Annotated in this window: 20 protein-coding genes and 1 tRNA gene; 9 read left to right on the top strand and 12 right to left on the bottom strand. The window is 56.5% G+C overall.

Features of this window, described 5'->3' with window-relative positions:
- Positions 1-83 precede the first annotated feature (83 nt).
- Genes nusG through NAC44_RS08085 form a run of 4 tightly spaced genes read right to left on the bottom strand, consistent with a single transcriptional unit; the run spans position 84 to position 2,851 of the window.
- A complete protein-coding gene (nusG, locus tag NAC44_RS08100) occupies positions 84-728 on the bottom strand; it encodes a transcription termination/antitermination protein NusG (RefSeq protein WP_250939885.1) in 645 nt (214 codons plus the stop codon).
- Positions 715-2,001, bottom strand: a complete 1,287-nt coding sequence (locus tag NAC44_RS08095) for a helix-turn-helix domain-containing protein (protein WP_250939884.1) — start codon at positions 1,999-2,001, stop codon at positions 715-717. Before NAC44_RS08095 ends, nusG begins: the two co-directional genes overlap by 14 nt.
- Positions 1,998-2,288, bottom strand: coding sequence for a hypothetical protein (locus tag NAC44_RS08090; protein WP_250939883.1), 291 nt, complete (start codon positions 2,286-2,288; stop codon positions 1,998-2,000). Before NAC44_RS08090 ends, NAC44_RS08095 begins: the two co-directional genes overlap by 4 nt.
- Complete coding sequence (locus NAC44_RS08085; protein ID WP_250939882.1) at positions 2,285-2,851, bottom strand: hypothetical protein; 567 nt, start codon at positions 2,849-2,851, stop codon at positions 2,285-2,287. The genes NAC44_RS08090 and NAC44_RS08085 overlap by 4 nt, the downstream gene beginning before the upstream one ends.
- A 98-nt stretch (positions 2,852-2,949) precedes the next feature.
- Here NAC44_RS08085 and NAC44_RS08080 point away from each other — a divergent pair, with 98 nt between their 5' ends.
- Complete coding sequence (locus NAC44_RS08080) at positions 2,950-3,147, top strand: hypothetical protein (RefSeq protein WP_250939881.1); 198 nt, start codon at positions 2,950-2,952, stop codon at positions 3,145-3,147.
- A gap of 62 nt (positions 3,148-3,209) precedes the next feature.
- Entirely contained in the window at positions 3,210-3,635 is a 426-nt protein-coding gene (locus NAC44_RS08075; protein ID WP_250939880.1) for a type II toxin-antitoxin system HicB family antitoxin, read from the top strand.
- Positions 3,636-3,706: 71 nt separating this feature from the next.
- Here NAC44_RS08075 and NAC44_RS08070 read toward each other — a convergent pair whose 3' ends face one another.
- The 3 genes from NAC44_RS08070 to NAC44_RS08060 all read right to left on the bottom strand — a co-directional run bounded on the left by NAC44_RS08070 (position 3,707) and on the right by NAC44_RS08060 (position 4,726).
- Positions 3,707-3,880, bottom strand: a complete 174-nt coding sequence (locus NAC44_RS08070; protein WP_250939879.1) for a hypothetical protein — start codon at positions 3,878-3,880, stop codon at positions 3,707-3,709.
- A complete protein-coding gene (locus tag NAC44_RS08065; RefSeq protein WP_250939878.1) occupies positions 3,867-4,379 on the bottom strand; it encodes a hypothetical protein in 513 nt (170 codons plus the stop codon). The genes NAC44_RS08070 and NAC44_RS08065 overlap by 14 nt, the downstream gene beginning before the upstream one ends.
- An 89-nt stretch (positions 4,380-4,468) precedes the next feature.
- Positions 4,469-4,726 (bottom strand): transcriptional regulator, encoded by a 258-nt coding sequence (locus tag NAC44_RS08060; RefSeq protein WP_250939927.1) that lies wholly within the window; start codon positions 4,724-4,726, stop codon positions 4,469-4,471.
- An 83-nt stretch (positions 4,727-4,809) separates the two neighbouring features.
- Here NAC44_RS08060 and NAC44_RS08055 point away from each other — a divergent pair, with 83 nt between their 5' ends.
- Positions 4,810-5,604, top strand: a complete 795-nt coding sequence (locus NAC44_RS08055; protein ID WP_250939877.1) for a helix-turn-helix domain-containing protein — start codon at positions 4,810-4,812, stop codon at positions 5,602-5,604.
- A gap of 258 nt (positions 5,605-5,862) precedes the next feature.
- Here the strand turns inward: NAC44_RS08055 and NAC44_RS08050 are convergent, their stop codons facing one another.
- Positions 5,863-6,600, bottom strand: coding sequence for a helix-turn-helix domain-containing protein (locus NAC44_RS08050; RefSeq protein WP_250939876.1), 738 nt, complete (start codon positions 6,598-6,600; stop codon positions 5,863-5,865).
- 663 nt (positions 6,601-7,263) lie between these two features.
- Between NAC44_RS08050 and NAC44_RS08045 the strand changes: the two genes are divergently transcribed.
- The 3 genes from NAC44_RS08045 to NAC44_RS08035 all read left to right on the top strand — a co-directional run bounded on the left by NAC44_RS08045 (position 7,264) and on the right by NAC44_RS08035 (position 8,933).
- Positions 7,264-7,596 carry a hypothetical protein gene (locus tag NAC44_RS08045; RefSeq protein WP_250939875.1) on the top strand — a complete coding sequence of 111 codons (333 nt, stop codon included), beginning with the start codon at positions 7,264-7,266 and terminating at the stop codon, positions 7,594-7,596.
- Positions 7,597-7,657: 61 nt separating this feature from the next.
- Positions 7,658-7,858 carry a hypothetical protein gene (locus NAC44_RS08040; protein WP_250939874.1) on the top strand — a complete coding sequence of 67 codons (201 nt, stop codon included), beginning with the start codon at positions 7,658-7,660 and terminating at the stop codon, positions 7,856-7,858.
- Between the two features lie 7 nt (positions 7,859-7,865).
- On the top strand, positions 7,866-8,933 hold the full coding sequence (locus NAC44_RS08035; RefSeq protein WP_250939873.1) for a tyrosine-type recombinase/integrase: 1,068 nt from the start codon (positions 7,866-7,868) through the stop codon (positions 8,931-8,933).
- A gap of 88 nt (positions 8,934-9,021) precedes the next feature.
- On the opposite strand, the gene NAC44_RS08030 is transcribed toward NAC44_RS08035, so the two are convergent.
- Positions 9,022-9,106 (bottom strand) — tRNA-Leu (locus NAC44_RS08030).
- Positions 9,107-9,356: 250 nt separating this feature from the next.
- Here NAC44_RS08030 and lipB point away from each other — a divergent pair.
- Positions 9,357-10,073 carry a lipoyl(octanoyl) transferase LipB gene (gene lipB, locus NAC44_RS08025; protein WP_250939872.1) on the top strand — a complete coding sequence of 239 codons (717 nt, stop codon included), beginning with the start codon at positions 9,357-9,359 and terminating at the stop codon, positions 10,071-10,073.
- A 115-nt stretch (positions 10,074-10,188) separates the two neighbouring features.
- On the opposite strand, the gene NAC44_RS08020 is transcribed toward lipB, so the two are convergent.
- Positions 10,189-10,581 carry a helix-turn-helix domain-containing protein gene (locus NAC44_RS08020; protein ID WP_250939871.1) on the bottom strand — a complete coding sequence of 131 codons (393 nt, stop codon included), beginning with the start codon at positions 10,579-10,581 and terminating at the stop codon, positions 10,189-10,191.
- 97 nt (positions 10,582-10,678) lie between these two features.
- Positions 10,679-10,909: a hypothetical protein gene (locus NAC44_RS08015; protein WP_250939870.1), complete on the bottom strand. Its 231-nt coding sequence runs from the start codon at positions 10,907-10,909 to the stop codon at positions 10,679-10,681.
- 88 nt (positions 10,910-10,997) lie between these two features.
- Here NAC44_RS08015 and NAC44_RS08010 point away from each other — a divergent pair, with 88 nt between their 5' ends.
- Entirely contained in the window at positions 10,998-11,567 is a 570-nt protein-coding gene (locus NAC44_RS08010) for a hypothetical protein (RefSeq protein WP_250939869.1), read from the top strand.
- Between the two features lie 198 nt (positions 11,568-11,765).
- On the opposite strand, the gene NAC44_RS08005 is transcribed toward NAC44_RS08010, so the two are convergent.
- On the bottom strand, positions 11,766-12,011 hold the full coding sequence (locus NAC44_RS08005; protein WP_250939868.1) for a hypothetical protein: 246 nt from the start codon (positions 12,009-12,011) through the stop codon (positions 11,766-11,768).
- Positions 12,012-12,103: 92 nt separating this feature from the next.
- Here NAC44_RS08005 and NAC44_RS08000 point away from each other — a divergent pair, with 92 nt between their 5' ends.
- Positions 12,104-15,505 carry a DEAD/DEAH box helicase gene (locus tag NAC44_RS08000; protein ID WP_250939867.1) on the top strand — a complete coding sequence of 1,134 codons (3,402 nt, stop codon included), beginning with the start codon at positions 12,104-12,106 and terminating at the stop codon, positions 15,503-15,505.
- Positions 15,506-15,521: the final 16 nt, after the last annotated feature.

Genomic DNA, 15,521 nt, shown 5'->3' with positions numbered 1-15,521 from the left:
ACCTCAGGATTTCTCCCCGCGTTCTACCGCGTTCTCAGAGGCTCACTAGCAGGATCATCAGCTCATCCAATGCGCAAAAAGAATCACACGTCGCCGAGGAATGCAAGAGGCATCAACACAGGAATTTTTCGGCCCATCATTTCAACCTCCACCACAACGTCGCCTATGCCGCTTTCGCTGGGCGTCACCACCTCGCCGTCCAGCGTGGCAAACGGGCCTTCGGTGATCCTGACCTTCTGGCCACGGCGCACCGCCATGCCCTGACGCTCGTAATCATAGGCACCCGCAGCGGCCTTGTCCTTGTAACGATTGATAAAATCGCCCCGAATGGCAAAGGGTGCCTCCCAGCTTCCCAGCACGCCGGTCACATGCTCCACCGCCTTCAAACCGGCCATGGCCGCGCCGCTCACCACGCAGTTCACCGGCACATAACCCACCAGAACCGGCATATCGACGGCTGGAATTTTGCGCCCGCGCCGGTAATGTTCCTTGCCTTTGCGGGTTGCCACCAGCGCTTCGATATTCATCCCGGCCAGAAAGTTTTCCACAGCCATTTCCCGCCCGGTCATCACCCGAAGGCAAATCCATTGCGCCTGATCCGGGGCCTTGGCCACCACATCGCGGCTGGCCATGTGCAGCCAGCGCCTCACGCCTGCCTGTTCGGCAGCAATCCGCTCCAGCTTCTCCTGGCCGCGAAGCGTGATCCGGTTTTCCTCAAGCAGCCTCATGTCCACGCCCTTCGCTGATTGCCTGTTCAAAATTCGCCAAGGCCGCTTCCACCGCAGCATCGAGATCGGCGGCATCGGCGGCCACCGGCGGCATCCACACATGCTGCAGCGGACGCTGAATCTGTGGCCAGCCGCGCCGCTCATGCAGCCGCTGCCATGCGGCAAACAGATCGCTGTCCCGGTTGACGGACTGAAAGCCCGCAACATGCGGCTTCAGCGCCAGCGAGGTGATGAAAGGCTCGCATATCCGGGCCTGTTCCAGCATCCTGTTCGCCACCGGCCAGCCGTGGCGCAGCCGCTTTTCCCGCAGCAGCGTTTCCCGGCTGATCCGGCCCGAGGCAATCTGCACCTCCTCGGTGCGCGTGATCAGAAACCGCCCGGTCGGCGGGCCGAGAAGCTCCTGAAACCACCGCCCCATCCACAGCTTGCCGCAAAAGCCCGCCGGTGCATGGGTCGGTTCCAGCTGCTCAGCGATATCGGCAGGCAAATCCTCCCAGGCCCGGTTTTTGAGATAGACCGCAGGGGCCGTGATGGCGCGCTCCGCCCAGCCGAGATAGAGCGGCGTCTGCTCCAGGCAGGCCGCCTGCTCCTCCGGCGAAAGCGACATCCACGTGTTTCGGGCGAAATCGACGCTGCCCTCGCCGGGCCACAGCTTCAGCCAGCGCAGAAACAGCCGTTCGGCCTTTTCCCGATCCGCCCGGCGTGACGCTTGCGGCTCCGGCTCTTGCGAAAGAGAAGAAAAATTTTTCTTCTCCTGCTCCCCGCGCCCACGCCCGCCGTTACGTTCAGAGAGGGTCGTTCTAAGAGGGTCGTTAATAGGTGCCGGTTCTGGACCGGCAGGGGGTGCCGGTTCTAGACCGGCAGGGGGTGCCGGTATACCGGCAGGGGGTGCCGCCTCACCGGCAGGGGTGTTAGAATAATTTTCTAATTCCGCCTCTTCCTCACCCTCATCCTGATCTGCGTCCAGTGCATAGCCCTGCGGCGGTTCGCGGTCATAAATCACCCGGTAGAGATGCGCCGTATCGCGGCCATCGTTCACCGTCACGACATGCCGCTCCACCACGCCGATATCGATCAGGCGATTGAGAGAATCCTGCACCGTGGAGCGGCCACACTCCAGCTCTGCCGCCATCTTCACCTGAGAACGGCGGCACCAGCCCTGCTTGTCCGTGTGGCGGCCCAGCAGGCAGAGGATTTGCAAATCCCTGCCCCGCAAGCGCGGATCGGTGACAATCCAGCCGGGAATAATGCTGAAACGGGCATTGCTGCTCACAGCCCACCCCCTTTCGCGATATGATGCAGATGCTGGCGCAGCGCGCCGACAGACAGGCACACGCCATCACGCCAGCTGCCCTTGGCCCCGCGCACCGAGCGCAGCGCTGAAAGCTCACAATCCAGATAATCGACACCCGCCAGAAAGCCCGCCGCCCGAAGGGCCAGACGAATGGCCATCTCATCGCGCAGCAGCACCGCCTGCGGCACGCGCAGCAGCCAGTCTGCCCGCTCCGCATCGCTCTGGCAGTCATAAAGCTGATCGATAATCGGCAAATCCCCGCTCATACGTCACCCCCGCCGCGCAGCCACGCCTCAAACTCGCCATGCAGCGAGAGCCAGGCCGCCCTTGCGCGGTCTTCCTGATTGATCTGTTTTTTGCTGGTAATGCCGAGGCGGGCTTTCAAAGCCGCGTCGGCGCTGTCTGTGTCGTGAACCGCAGGCTGGCCACCCGCCCGCAAAAACTGCTGAAACGCGGGCTTGGCCAGCAAAATGGCAGCCTGCGCGGCATGATCCGGCTTTTTGCGCCCCTCACCCGGCCCTGCTTCATCCCGACTGGCCAGCGCGCCGCGCAGATCGCGCACCGTCACCGCCGCCCGGTCGAACAGCCGGAGAAACAGCCGCAGATGATCAAGCGCGCCGCACAGCAAATCCCGCTCATCATCCAGGGCATCCGGGTGAATGGTGGCAACATGCGCCAGCTCACCCATGGGCCGGTGCACAATCAGCCGCACACCCTCGCGCGTCGCCTCAAGCGTCCACACGTCTTCCTGCAATCGTTCGGCAATGCCTTTGAGGCGGTTGATATGGGCAGCTTCGCGCGCTTTTGCGGAGTTGGAACGCTCATTCATGCACATTCCCCCCGCAAAATTCGGATAAAAATATCCGAATCTTCATTGACATTCGGATAAAAATATCCGAAATTGGGTCTATCAAAACGGAGAGAAAGATGGACAAAAGAGACCGCTTCCTTGCCGAATTGAAGGACGAAGCAAAGAAGCGGGGGCTTTCATTCCGGGTCGATAAATCCAAGGGCAAAGGGGGCCACGCCATGGTCTTTATCGGCGATAAATTCACCACTCTTCCCAGCCGGGAAATCGACCCGAAAACCGCAGCAAAAATCAAAAAAACGCTGGGCCTCGCATGAGGCCCTTCACCCCATAGAGAATGAATTCGCAGCCCAAAAGCGGGCATGAATGGAGCACACGTATGAAAACCTATGCTTATGCGGCCATCTTCGAGCCGACGGAAAAGGCAGGCGGTTTCGTTGTAACCTTTCCCGATGTGCCGGAAGCCATCACGGAAGGCGACACCATGGCTGAAGCACGTGAGATGGCGTCTGATGCACTCGGAATGATTCTCTTGACCTATCTGGAAATTGGACAACCGTTGCCGGAAGCCACGGCAGCAGGAACCATGATCACGCCCGATGCTGAAACGGCTCTCAAAATTGCGGTGATCGAAACATTCCAGAAGGCGAATATTTCCCGCAGCGAACTGGCGCGCCGCATTGACAAGGATGAGAAAGAGGCTCGACGGCTGCTTGATCCGAATGTGCGAACAAAACTGCCTCTTATGGTCAGCGCGTTGGGAGCCATGGGGCAGCGACTGATTATCGGGCTGGAAGCAGCATAAGCGCCCCACACGAAAAAGAGGGAGCGCCAACAGATCTAGCTTCAGCAGTTTTGCGAACTTGCAAGGAGCCATTATCGGCCTCCTTGCGGCATCAAACGCCGGTCCGCCGCCATAATCAGCCGCGCCACCTGCTCCAGCGAAACACCCCGCCGCAAAAACCGCCATGCAACATGCGGATGAAAGGGAAAGCCCGCCTGCGCAATGGCGGCGCGCACGGCGGCGGGCAGCGCATCAAACAGTTCCATCGCGCAGCTCCCCTTTCACCAGGTGCAGGCCGACGCGCTCACCGCCGCGCGCAATCACGGCGGCCAGCGCCTGACGTAACTGGCCGATGCCGCGCTGCAATTCGGCGGCGTCCCTGTCCATCTTGTGGGCCTCAGCTGGCGTCACCACCATATCGGCAATCGCCATCGCCCCGCCGGAGGTCAGGTCTGCGGCCTTGCGCACAACATCGGTATAGCTTGCCAGCACATTCCAGTCGGCGGCGCGTTCGGCATCGGGATCGGCCAGCCGCCGCCCGTTCAGCTCCGCCATGGCCGAGGTCACCAGCGGCACACCGCATTCGCTTTCCAGCGCAAAAACCACCGAAATCGGCATCAGCTCCGGGTCGGTGGCATTGTTCATCCGCCCGACATGGCTCTTGGAAACCGAGGAGATTTCGGCGGCGCGCTCTATTCCGCCCACCATGCGGATCAAATCCCGCTGCGCAGCTTTGATCCGGTGAAACCATGCATCATGTCTCATAAGACAAAACCTTTCCCGCACCGGGAAAAGCCCGGTGTTTTTCCCGTGGTGGGAAGTGACTGAAAATGTGAGGAATGGGCCGTGACGAACTACGGAGGCCCGCATGGGAGATGGGAGCAAACAGCAGACACACGGTCTTCGACGGAACCCCGAATCAAGTGAGGGCCATAAATGTCCGGTCGAAGATCATGGCGGCTTATTCGGGTAATGCGTTCAACCATAAGAACACGCGCAGCCGGTATCCGTCGCCATTGCGAAATTGCTTGCGGGCTGATCCCGCCAAGCGCCTTCGCCAAAAGCGTCGGCCCTCCACCCGCAATTATTGCCTGTTTGCAAACATCTTCCATGCGGACATGGAAAGCATAGCTTTCAATAATGTGCAAGCATTTCTTTCGATGAAAGTTTCTCTTTCGTGGGGCATATTGAACTCATGACGAACACAAGAAAGATCGATGAGGACCGCGGCCAACGCATCAAAGAGGTGCGAACCGACATCCTTAAGCTCAAATCCCAGGAAGAACTGGCCCAGTTGCTCAGTACGCATGGCAGGCCGGTAACTCGTGGTGCTGTAGGAAACTGGGAGCGCGGCGCAGAAGTAAGCATCGAAAGCCTATCGGCCCTCTGTAAACTGGCTGGGGTCAATCTCGATTGGCTGGCATTTAACCGCCCGCCGAAAATGGGAAATCTGGTGTCTTCTTTCGATCCCGACCAGCACGAACCCATCGGACATGAGATAGAAAACTACTCACGGGAAAGCTGGAAACCTGCCGTAAATGGCGCCATTCCGGAACTCGATGTGCGCCTTGGCGCGGGCAGCGGAACTGTGGGGGATTTGATAAATGTCCCAGTTTCCAATGGCACAGTTTCCGGCCACAAAATTGTAGCAGAATGGCTTTTACCCGAGGATTATTTGAGACACGAAATAAAGGTTTCCCCGTCACAGACTGTCGTTTTTGAAGTCATCGGGGACAGTATGCAGCCATCTTTTCAACCAGGCGACCGTGTATTGATCGACCTGTCACAAAACCATTTTTCGGTCGATGCCGTTTACGCGATCAGCGATGGCTATGCAGAGCCACAGATAAAACGACTGCAACGGATTCCGTTTTCCAATCCGACCGAAGTTAGAATCATCTCTGACAATCCAGCGCTTGAATCATTTACAGTTGCACTAGATCGCTTAACAATAATAGGCAGAGTTTGCGGACATATTGCTCGAAAATAGGCTATTTACGACATGAATTTCAGAGGGAATGAAATCCAACCCAACTCTTTTAAGTTTTAGAATAAAATCTGTGGCAGTTTCGTCCACATGCTAAATTTCTTCAGAAGTAACCCCATCTAAAAGCTTCATCGGCAACCTCTTATTATGAACCCCAACCGGCAACACAACTAGAGAATGGTAGCCTTAACCCGCTTGCCAAGCTTTATGTCAAGCTCGACGGCATGAAGTCTCTCGGAATAGGAATACATGAACTACCGCCTAGTGGTCCAAGTTTTCGTCCGCAGCCCCACTATACAAATCGGTTTTTAATACCCCATCGGGGAATTGTCTCCACAACAAACACAAAGTTGGTGACACTTCTCTTGTTGCAAAGCCGCGCTTTTCGACTTCATCCCGAAGCCGCGGGTCAGCGGTCGGAATGATGATTAGAGACCTCAGCTCTTGTGGCAATTTCGCTAAATCGGTCTCAATTTGAGGCTTTGCGTTGAGTGCGGGGCGAGCAACAAATTGCCCATTCGGTATCATTTGCATCCCGCTTGTTCCAGTGAACTCCGGCAAAGAGGAAATCACTGGATGAACAAGCTCATACTCGAATTTATGCACATAAGGTAAGGGCTGACTTTCACCAAATTGGACGCTGATTCTGTAAGTTGGTCCCATCTGGGGTGGATGCGGTTCAACACCAATCACAACTCCGAGTTCGTCTGCGGCAATGCCGTAATCATATCTGACTCTAGTTTCCGGCCGAAACTTGACCCAATCACCTACCTCGAACCGTCGTATGCCCACGGCGGGTACGTCCAAATCGTTATCAAAAAAAAGAGCACCTGCCGACATGAGAGCCTCCTTGGCCGCTGCAATCGTTTCCGGCTTACCAGCGAATTTACTGGTTTCGAAATTATATAGGGTATTTCGGTGTACGCCCGATTCTGCCGCAAGTCGCTCAAGCGACCAGTTAAGGATTGCTCGCGCCGCTCGCATTTGTTCAGGCTGCATTATTAAACTCCATTGTGAATACTTCAATTGTGAAAATATCACAACACAGAAGGCATTTCAATACAAGCTGTGTTTCGGCGCGGCATTTGACCCCACCATCGCCATGCCGAAGAAACGGAAAATAGATCGGCGTGTTAACCTGCACCATCCGCGGTCATTCTTCTGCGCCGAAAGGGGTCAAACTTCAAAGCTTAATCACAATCTGAAATGGAAAAGTGAGTTTCATGGCTGCCCCTTATTAAATTTCACCTCATTTCACCATGGCAACCTTAGTTTGTGGAGTCGGCAGCATCTCCAGCAATGGCCTTTCTATGAAAGAATTGCTTTCAAATGTCTTGCATCCATAAGAAAGATATGCTTTCATAAACATACAGGCACATCATCTGGATGGGCCACACGTTTGAAGTGAAACACAGAGAAGAAGTCCCAACAGCCCCTATCAAGAAACATATGAAATAGTATCCCCTCCGGTTTCCGCAGCCCAAACGCTGCGGTTTCCTGAACGGATAAACGACCAGCCTCACAGCGAAACACACATCGAACGCACTCGCACCACGAGCTGCGATTGCAGATCTGTGTCCGCGTGAGAGCCAGAGAAAAGGAGAATGCGAAATGGCTTTGGCAACGCTCGCAAAACGCCCTGACAATGAAGAGCTTTTGGCAATGGTGCAGAAAGGCAATGTACCAACTGAAATTGCTAAAACGCTGACATGCGCAGCCGGTACCGTTCGCGAATGGCTTCGCGATCTTGGCTGCACCCATAACGGAAAAGGCAGATGGTTCCTGCCGGGGGAAGCGCCCGAAGCACCGCCGAAGCGAAAGCCGCTCGCAGCCGGCCAGCCGTTTACGCCCCGCAAAGGCGTTCTGCAGGAACAGTTTCCGTTTATTCGCACCCACATCGCAATTGCGCCGGACGGCTCACGGGTGACCTTGCCAGACCTTTCCACGCTTGCCGCCGCCCGCGCCGAGAAAAGCAGGCGGATGAAGCATCTATGAGCGTGACGATGCAGGACGCCCTGCACCCCCTGAACCACAACGAACGGAAAGGCTGCTGACGATGGACGCACCCGCACCCCAACCAAGCCAGAGGCGTGTTCGCGCCAGCGAGAAGGCCGTAACGGCGGCCTTGCGGGCAATCCGCAACGCTGGCCTGCCTGTGGACCGCCTGAGCGTCTCCGGCGGACAGGTGGAGATACACATCAGCGGCATTGAGCCGGAACCGGCCAGCCAGAATGATGACGGCCTGAAAGATTGGTGAGGCCCCGGTGAAAGTTGAACATCCCGGCCTGATCCGGCAAAAACTGCCCTCAGGCAAAATCATTTACCGCGTGCGCCCGAAGGGCGACAAGCAAACCCGCATCCAGATTTCCGCAGCGCCGGGCGACGAAGATTTCAGCCGCCAATATGCCATGGCCCGGCGCGGCATAAAGCCCGATCCATTGAAGAAGCCTTCCGAGCAAGCCCTGCCCAAATCGATAGGCTGGCTTGTTGCAGCCTATCTCGAATATCTTGAAGAGCGGGTGAAAGCCAAAACCACCAGCGCCAAAACGCTCAAGAAGAAAAAGAATCTGCTGAGCAGGCTGACGGTTGCCCCCGACAGAAAAATGCTGATCCCGCGCGAAAAGCTGATTGAGATGCAGGATGCCATGGGCGCGACCCCGGCGCAGGCCGACGCCTTTATCGAGGCGATCAGCGTGCTTTACGATTGGGCGCTGGATCGAAAATACATCAAGGAAAACACCGCCAAGGGCATCAAATCCATTTACCGCAAGGGCGATGGCGCCACGCCCTGGAAGGCCGCAGACGTGCGCAAATTCTTTGCCACCCACAAACCCGGCAGCAAGCCGCATGTGGCGATGAGCATTCTTCTGTGGACCGGCTGCCGGATCGAAGACCTGACCATGCTCGGACCCCGCCATGAATGTGTGCTGGATGGCGTGGAGGCGCTGCGCTGGCTGCCGATGAAGAAAGGCTCAACCGAGGTTACAATCCCCCTCCTCGACCCGCTGCGCAAAGCTGTGCGCGCGCCCGCCGAGCAGGGCAAGACCTATGTGCTTAGCCGCAGCGGAAAACCCTATGCCAGTGGCGATGCCATGTCTGCCATGTTCAAGCGCTGGTGCAAGGATGCGGGCCTTGATCATCTGAGCGCCCACGGGGTGCGCAAGGGCCTGGCCGAAGTGCTGGCCGAGCTTGGCTGCAGCCAATACGAAATCATGGCGATTCTTGGCCACTCGGAAGCCAAAACCAGCGAGGTTTACACCCGTCGCGTGGAGCGCTGGAACCTTGCAAAAACCGCTCTGGCGAAAGTTGGGAACAAGGGCGTTTGGGGCTAAGGTGTCCAATGCCCTCTAAAACGTTGGACACTTTTAAAAGTCAACCTGTTGATAGAAAAGCAAAAACCCGGCACAAGGCCGGGTTAATTGGTGCGGTCGAGAAGACTCGAACTTCCACGGGTTGCCCCACAGCGACCTCAACGCTGCGCGTCTACCAATTCCGCCACGACCGCATCGTGGTAGGTGCCGATTTGTGTCGGCGAGGAGCATCTAGCAAATGGCTTACCCCGGCACAAGAGCGCCAGCCAAGTTTTTTGCATAAACCGTCTAAGGCACTTATATGGCTGTTGAAAATCTGTCGTAAAATGGTCTTGAAGCTTTGTGCATTTCCTGTCAGGACGCAAGCCCATGAAAAAACAGCAGGCCAGAGGACGTGGGCTTCCGGTCTGATGTTCCAAGACGACCAATCCAAGGACGAATACCATGCTGCGCACCGATCTGAACCCGGAGATGCTGGCCCACCCCGGTTCACCGCCGGTCGAGTGGAAAATCTCCGAGGGGCTTGTTGCCTATGAGGATGCGCTCGCCGCCATGGAAGAGCGGGTCGCCGCCATTGCCGATGGGCGGGCCGACGAGCTGGTCTGGCTGCTGGAACACCCGCCACTTTACACCGCCGGTACCAGCGCCGATCCGAAGGATCTGATCGACACGCAGCGCTTTCCTGTTTTCGCCACCGGGCGCGGGGGCGAATATACCTATCATGGCCCAGGACAACGGGTCGCCTATGTTATGCTTGATCTCAAACGGCGGCGTCAGGATGTGCGAGCCTATGTGGCGGCCCTGGAAGAAGTGGTGATCCGCACGCTCGACATGATGAATGTGCGCGGCGAGCGCCGGGAAGACCGCGTTGGCGTCTGGGTACGCCGCCCGGAAAAGCCGTTATTGCCGGATGGCACAATGGCCGAAGACAAGATTGCAGCACTCGGGATTCGCCTGCGCCGCTGGGTCAGCTTCCACGGTCTCTCCCTCAATGTCGAACCGGACCTTTCCCATTACGGCGGCATCGTCCCTTGCGGAATTTCCGCCTACGGCGTTACCAGTCTTGTCGATCTCGGTCTGCCGGTCACCATGGCCGATGTCGATATCGTGCTGCGCCAAGCCTTCGAGCAGGTCTTTGGCCCGACAGCCACCACCGGATGACGATAACGCAACACACAGCCTGAAGCGTCGTTCTCACAGAATGAGAAGGCCGCTCCAAGCCGTTATGTTGATGCATCTCTCCGAAAACCTGAGGGGTTTTCCGTCCGGAAATTCGCTAGCGAAAGGCCCGCAACTCCATGTCGTTCAGGCGGCGGTGCAGCATGGCGATCCGCTTACCCGTTTCCTCATGCAGCCGCATCAGGGATTCCAACTCACCGCGCATGGCGCGCACCTGTGGAGAGTGGTTATCGTCATCACAGGGTCCAGTGCCCCGCCCGCTCATCAACCATCGAGCATCGACCTTGAGCACTTTTGCCAGTTCCTTGACATGGCGCTCGGGAAGCTCCGCGCGGTCCGCTTCATAAATGCGCAGAGTTTCGACGGATATTCCGGTCAGAGCCGCCAGTTTTCGCATATCATAACCGGCTATATCGCGGGCCGCCGCCATTCGACCGCCAACAGTATCGTCATTGTCATCAAGCAGCTGATGAATGTCGTAATGCCCCATGCCCTGAGACCTCCATTTTCCTTGCCTGATCTGAAATCGTCACGGGCTTCATATAGCCGTTAATCGCAACAGAAACCAGAGAAAGGATTATTTCTTTTTAAATCATAATCTTAGAAGGAATTCCAAAACACCTGGATGATGAATGGACACCGCCATCATGGCAAATTTGACCTGAAAATGGCGCAAAGGTGAAAAATGTTCCCGATAACATCACATTTTTCTGACAAAAATGATCCCACGTTTTCCAAGCACGTTTCGGCTTATCCGCCATCATCACTGTGCTTTCAGTATTCTTGTGTCGCCATGCGCTCACATCCGCCCACGTCATCGTTCCGTTCCGGTCTTTTCGGAACAATGGTGCTCACACACCATTAGAGAAAGGTAGGGACCATCATCACACAGGGAGATATCAAGCGATGCAGAAAACCACCTCCGTTGCCGCTCATCAGCCGCCCGCCAGAGCCAGTGACGAAGCCGACAAGAACCAGCTTCTCATGGCAGCAGCAGAAGGCAGCCAATATATCGCATCTCTCGACTATATGGCCACCAAGGTCGCGGATACGGGTGCCAAGCAGCGTGCCGGCGATTATATTGTCGCCTTTGCTCAGGAACGCGCAGAAGGCATGTATCACCTCAAGGGCGGCAAGCTGGAATGGGTCGAGGCCAGCGCAGACATGAACTGTCATATGGAAATCGCCGTTGCGGATGCGACCGACAATCGCTTCATTCCCTTTCTCGATATTGAATGCACACTCTCGCAGGGCGGAAAGGACGTCTTGTCTTTCAAGCCCGAGTTCCTATGGCATCCGGGACTTTACCATTATGGAAAGGACCTCAGCCTGCCTGGAGGCAGCGGCCTTTACGATTTGAAGGTGAAAATTGCAGCTCCTGCCTTTCCGCGTCACGACAAGGTCAATGGCAAACGCTATGCCGAAACTGTAGAGGTTGAATTCAAGACAATCAAAATCACCGCCGGCCACGAATAAAGCATCTGACAAAACGATAGTCGCGAGGTTTTCGCAAATTTCGATGGCCAAAGCAGAGAACCAAATTATCAGGCGTTCGGCGTCATCGCCTGACGATCGAATGATGTCATTCGCCCATGTGCGAAACGGCTGACATCATATGTCAAACTCGCTGCATGACACGTTGCATAAATTGCGCGCACCCTGTCTCCAACATCGTCAGAGCAATTCCAGGAAAATCATTTCACAACTTTCCTGGAAATGCTCTAACTCTTTGTTTTTCCGCATTTCCAGACGGAAAATCGGTTCCCACTTTTTGGCCGTTGCTCTAGAATGACCGTCAACGGGTTGCCATGCTGTTTCACCAAAGCCCGCTGCAGCTGAACAATTTTTTGAGATTATTTTAAACCTATGTTTTATAAAAATTAATTTCATCGCTTCATTGAGAGCGATTAAATGCGACATGCGCTAAAGTTTAGCAGCGGGATATCCCTGTTATATAAAATCACGATAGCTTGATATCGTGATCTGGTCATGATGCGTGAGTGATAAAGACAATGCGCCTGTCCGATTCCGACATTATCCGCTCCATGGGCAAATCCTATTTCGATCGTGGACTGGCCTATCATCGCAGCGGCAAGGTCACGTCCATCAACAGAACCGGTGCAAACAGTTTCAAAGCAAGCGTCCAGGGATCGGAAAGAAAACCCTATACACAGACCTGCAGCATCGTGACCGACAAGAATGGCAGGGCTTCCATCCAAGGAGAGTGCACCTGCCCTATTGGTTTCAACTGCAAGCATGTGGCAGCCGCCGTGCTCACAGCGAAGGCGCGCGATTTGCTGCATGACGCCCCGCCCCGCCCGGATGGTGCCAACCTTAAACGAACCACCGCGGCTTCAAACGAAACAATCACCATGGATCCCGCGATAGCCGACTGGCTGAACGCTCTGGAAAAGGCAAGCCGCACGCTGAGAACCGACTATGACAGCGATATCGGCCAGAGGCTTTATTACATTTTCGATCAGGAGACGATCCGCCGCCCTGCAACAACAATCGCCGTGCCGGTTCTGCGCTTTCTCTCTGTGCGCATTCTCAAAGACGGCAGCTTTTCCACCACCGTCTCCGAGGTCGATCCGAAGACGTGTACATCCACAAATCCGCCGAAATATCTGCTCGATATCGATCTTGCGATTTTGAAACTGGTTTATGGCGCCTCGCCCTATCCCGCCCGGAAAGGCTCGACGGCGCTGTGCACGACAACAGGCGCTGAGATTCTGGAGAAAATTCTCTCGACAGGACGTGCCCGCTGGCAGTCGCTCGACGGCCCCGTTCTTAAGACGGGCGAAGCACGCTCCGGCGCCATAGACTGGCAGCCGACAGCCAATGGCAGGCTCAAGCCACACGTGCGCCTACAGAAAGAGCCGAAACAGGCCCTGTGCCTGACTGCCCAGCCCCCGCTTTATATCGATGCCTTGACGGGTGAAGCTGGCGCTATCGACACCGGTCTTTCGTCGAAACTGGTCTGGGAGCTGCTAAACGCACCATCCATCGCAATCGAACAGGTTCCGCTGGTAAAAGCGCATCTTGGTGCCAAATCCGGCATTCTTGCCAGTCTTGCACCGCCGACCTTACAGGAAACAAGGATCATCCGGGAAAAGCCCGTTCCCATCCTGCGCCTGAGAGGCGATCAGGTTGTCGATCCGGAGTGGTTGGAGGGTATTCGCACCTCTTTTTATCATGGAAACCTGCCCAAGATCACGGTTGGCCGAGCCGATGTGTCTTTTGCCTATGGGGCGCATGACATTGGAACAAATGAAACCGGCAATTCGCTGATCCGCTTCGACGACCAGACTCCGGTCGAGATCCGTCGAGACAGAAAGGCCGAAAAAGCCCGGTTGAAACAACTGGCAGAATACGACTTCGAGGTCTTTCCAGCGCTTTATGCTTTGAGCGGGCCGGAGCAGAAACAGGCGCTCGGACTGGGAAGCCTGTCCGACTGGTGCCGTTTTCTGTGTGCCGATCTCGACACGCTGCGCAATGACGGCTGGCGAATCGAGATCGCGCCGGATTTTCCCATCGAGCTGATGCGCAGCAATGGCGATTTTGTCACGCAGATCACCGAATCGAACGGCATCGACTGGTTCGAGCTCGATATTGGCGTGCTGATTGATGGCGAGCGCATCGATCTCATCGATATTCTAGTCAACACCATCCAGAATTATCAGCACTTTATCGCCGACCTTACCAGATTGAGCGAGGAGGATGCCGTCATCCATCTGCGTCTTGACGAGCGCCGATTCCTGTCGCTTCCTGCTGCACGGCTGAAGCCCTATGTCGAGACGCTGGCGCAACTGCTCTCCGGCCTGACCGGCAAGCCCGCCTCCGGCAAGCTGCGGTTTTCGGCGCTCGACGCCAGCACCCTGGCAAAGCTTGAAAGCGAGGCCAGCAAAGACGGCGCAATCTGGCAGGGCGGCGACAAGGTTCGTGCTCTTGGCGCAAGGCTGCGAGAACAGGGAACCATTCAGGATGTGACCTTGCCCGCCAGTTTCAACGCGACGCTCCGGCCCTATCAGATGCGCGGCGTGGCCTGGATGGATTTTCTCCGCTCCGCCGGTCTCGGCGGGATTCTGGCCGACGATATGGGGCTTGGCAAGACGATCCAGACGCTGGCTCTCCTGGCGTTGGAAAAGGCGGGCGACCGGCTCTCCTCACCTGCGCTGGTTATTGCGCCGACCTCGCTGATGGTCAACTGGCAGCGCGAGGCGGAGCGTTTTGCCCCCGATCTTCGCGTTCTCGTCCTGCACGGCAACAACCGCAAGGAGATGTTCGACCAGATCGACGAGGCCGATCTGGTGCTCACCACCTATCCGCTGATTGCCCGCGACCATGAGGTTTTGCGTGAAAGGGAGTGGCAGTTTCTCATTCTGGACGAGGCCCAGACGATCAAGAACCCGAATGCGGCGACGACAAAGCTGATCCATGCGATGACGGCGCGCCATCGCTTTTGCCTGACGGGAACGCCGCTGGAAAACCATCTCGGCGAATTATGGTCGCTGTTTCACTTCATCGCGCCCGGCTTTCTCGGCGACAGCAAGACGTTCAGCAAGCAGTGGCGCGCACCGATTGAAAAACATGGCGACCGGACCGCCGCCGAAAGACTCTCGAAGCGGGTCAGGCCCTTCATGCTCAGACGCCGCAAGGATGAGGTGGCAAGCGACCTGCCGGCGAAAACCGAAATCATCGAGCGGATCGACATGGATCGCCAGCAGCGGGAAATTTACGAATCGATCCGGCTGGCCATGCATGAAAAGGTCTATCAGGCGCTGGCCGACAAGGGCATGGCGCGGTCAAAAATCATTATTCTCGATGCACTGCTGAAACTGCGACAGGTGGCCTGCGATCCGCGCCTTCTCAAGCTATCCGGCAAGTCGGCCGAAAAAGCAGGCTCGGCCAAGCTGGACCGACTGATGGACATGCTGGAAGAATTGCTGGCCGAGGGCCGCAGGATCCTGCTGTTTTCGCAATTCACCTCGATGCTCGACCTCATCCGCGCCCGTCTGGACAAGCAAGGCACCGCCTATTGCCTGCTGACCGGCGAGACAAAAGACCGGGCAAGCCAGGTCAAGACCTTTCAGGATGGAAAAATCCCGCTCTTTCTCATCAGTCTGAAAGCCGGCGGCACTGGGCTCAACCTCACCGCTGCCGACACGGTCATTCTCTACGATCCGTGGTGGAACCCGGCGGTGGAAAATCAGGCCATCGACCGGGCGCATCGCATCGGTCAGGACAAACCGGTCTTCGTCCACAAGCTGGTGATGACCGGCACGATCGAGGAAAAGATCGAGGCGCTGAAAAGCCGCAAGGCAGAGCTGGCGGCAAGCCTGTTCGATCCGGAAGGCCAGCCGGCGGAGGCCATGACCGAAGACGATCTGAAACTGCTGTTTGAAGCCGGTTGAGGCTCGTCAGGCGATC

This window comes from Allorhizobium sonneratiae (genome assembly GCF_023700755.1).
Classification (GTDB): Bacteria; Pseudomonadota; Alphaproteobacteria; order Rhizobiales; family Rhizobiaceae; genus Allorhizobium; species Allorhizobium sonneratiae.
Note: the sequence above shows the minus strand (reverse complement) of the source record. Positions and strands in the feature narration are given on the sequence as shown.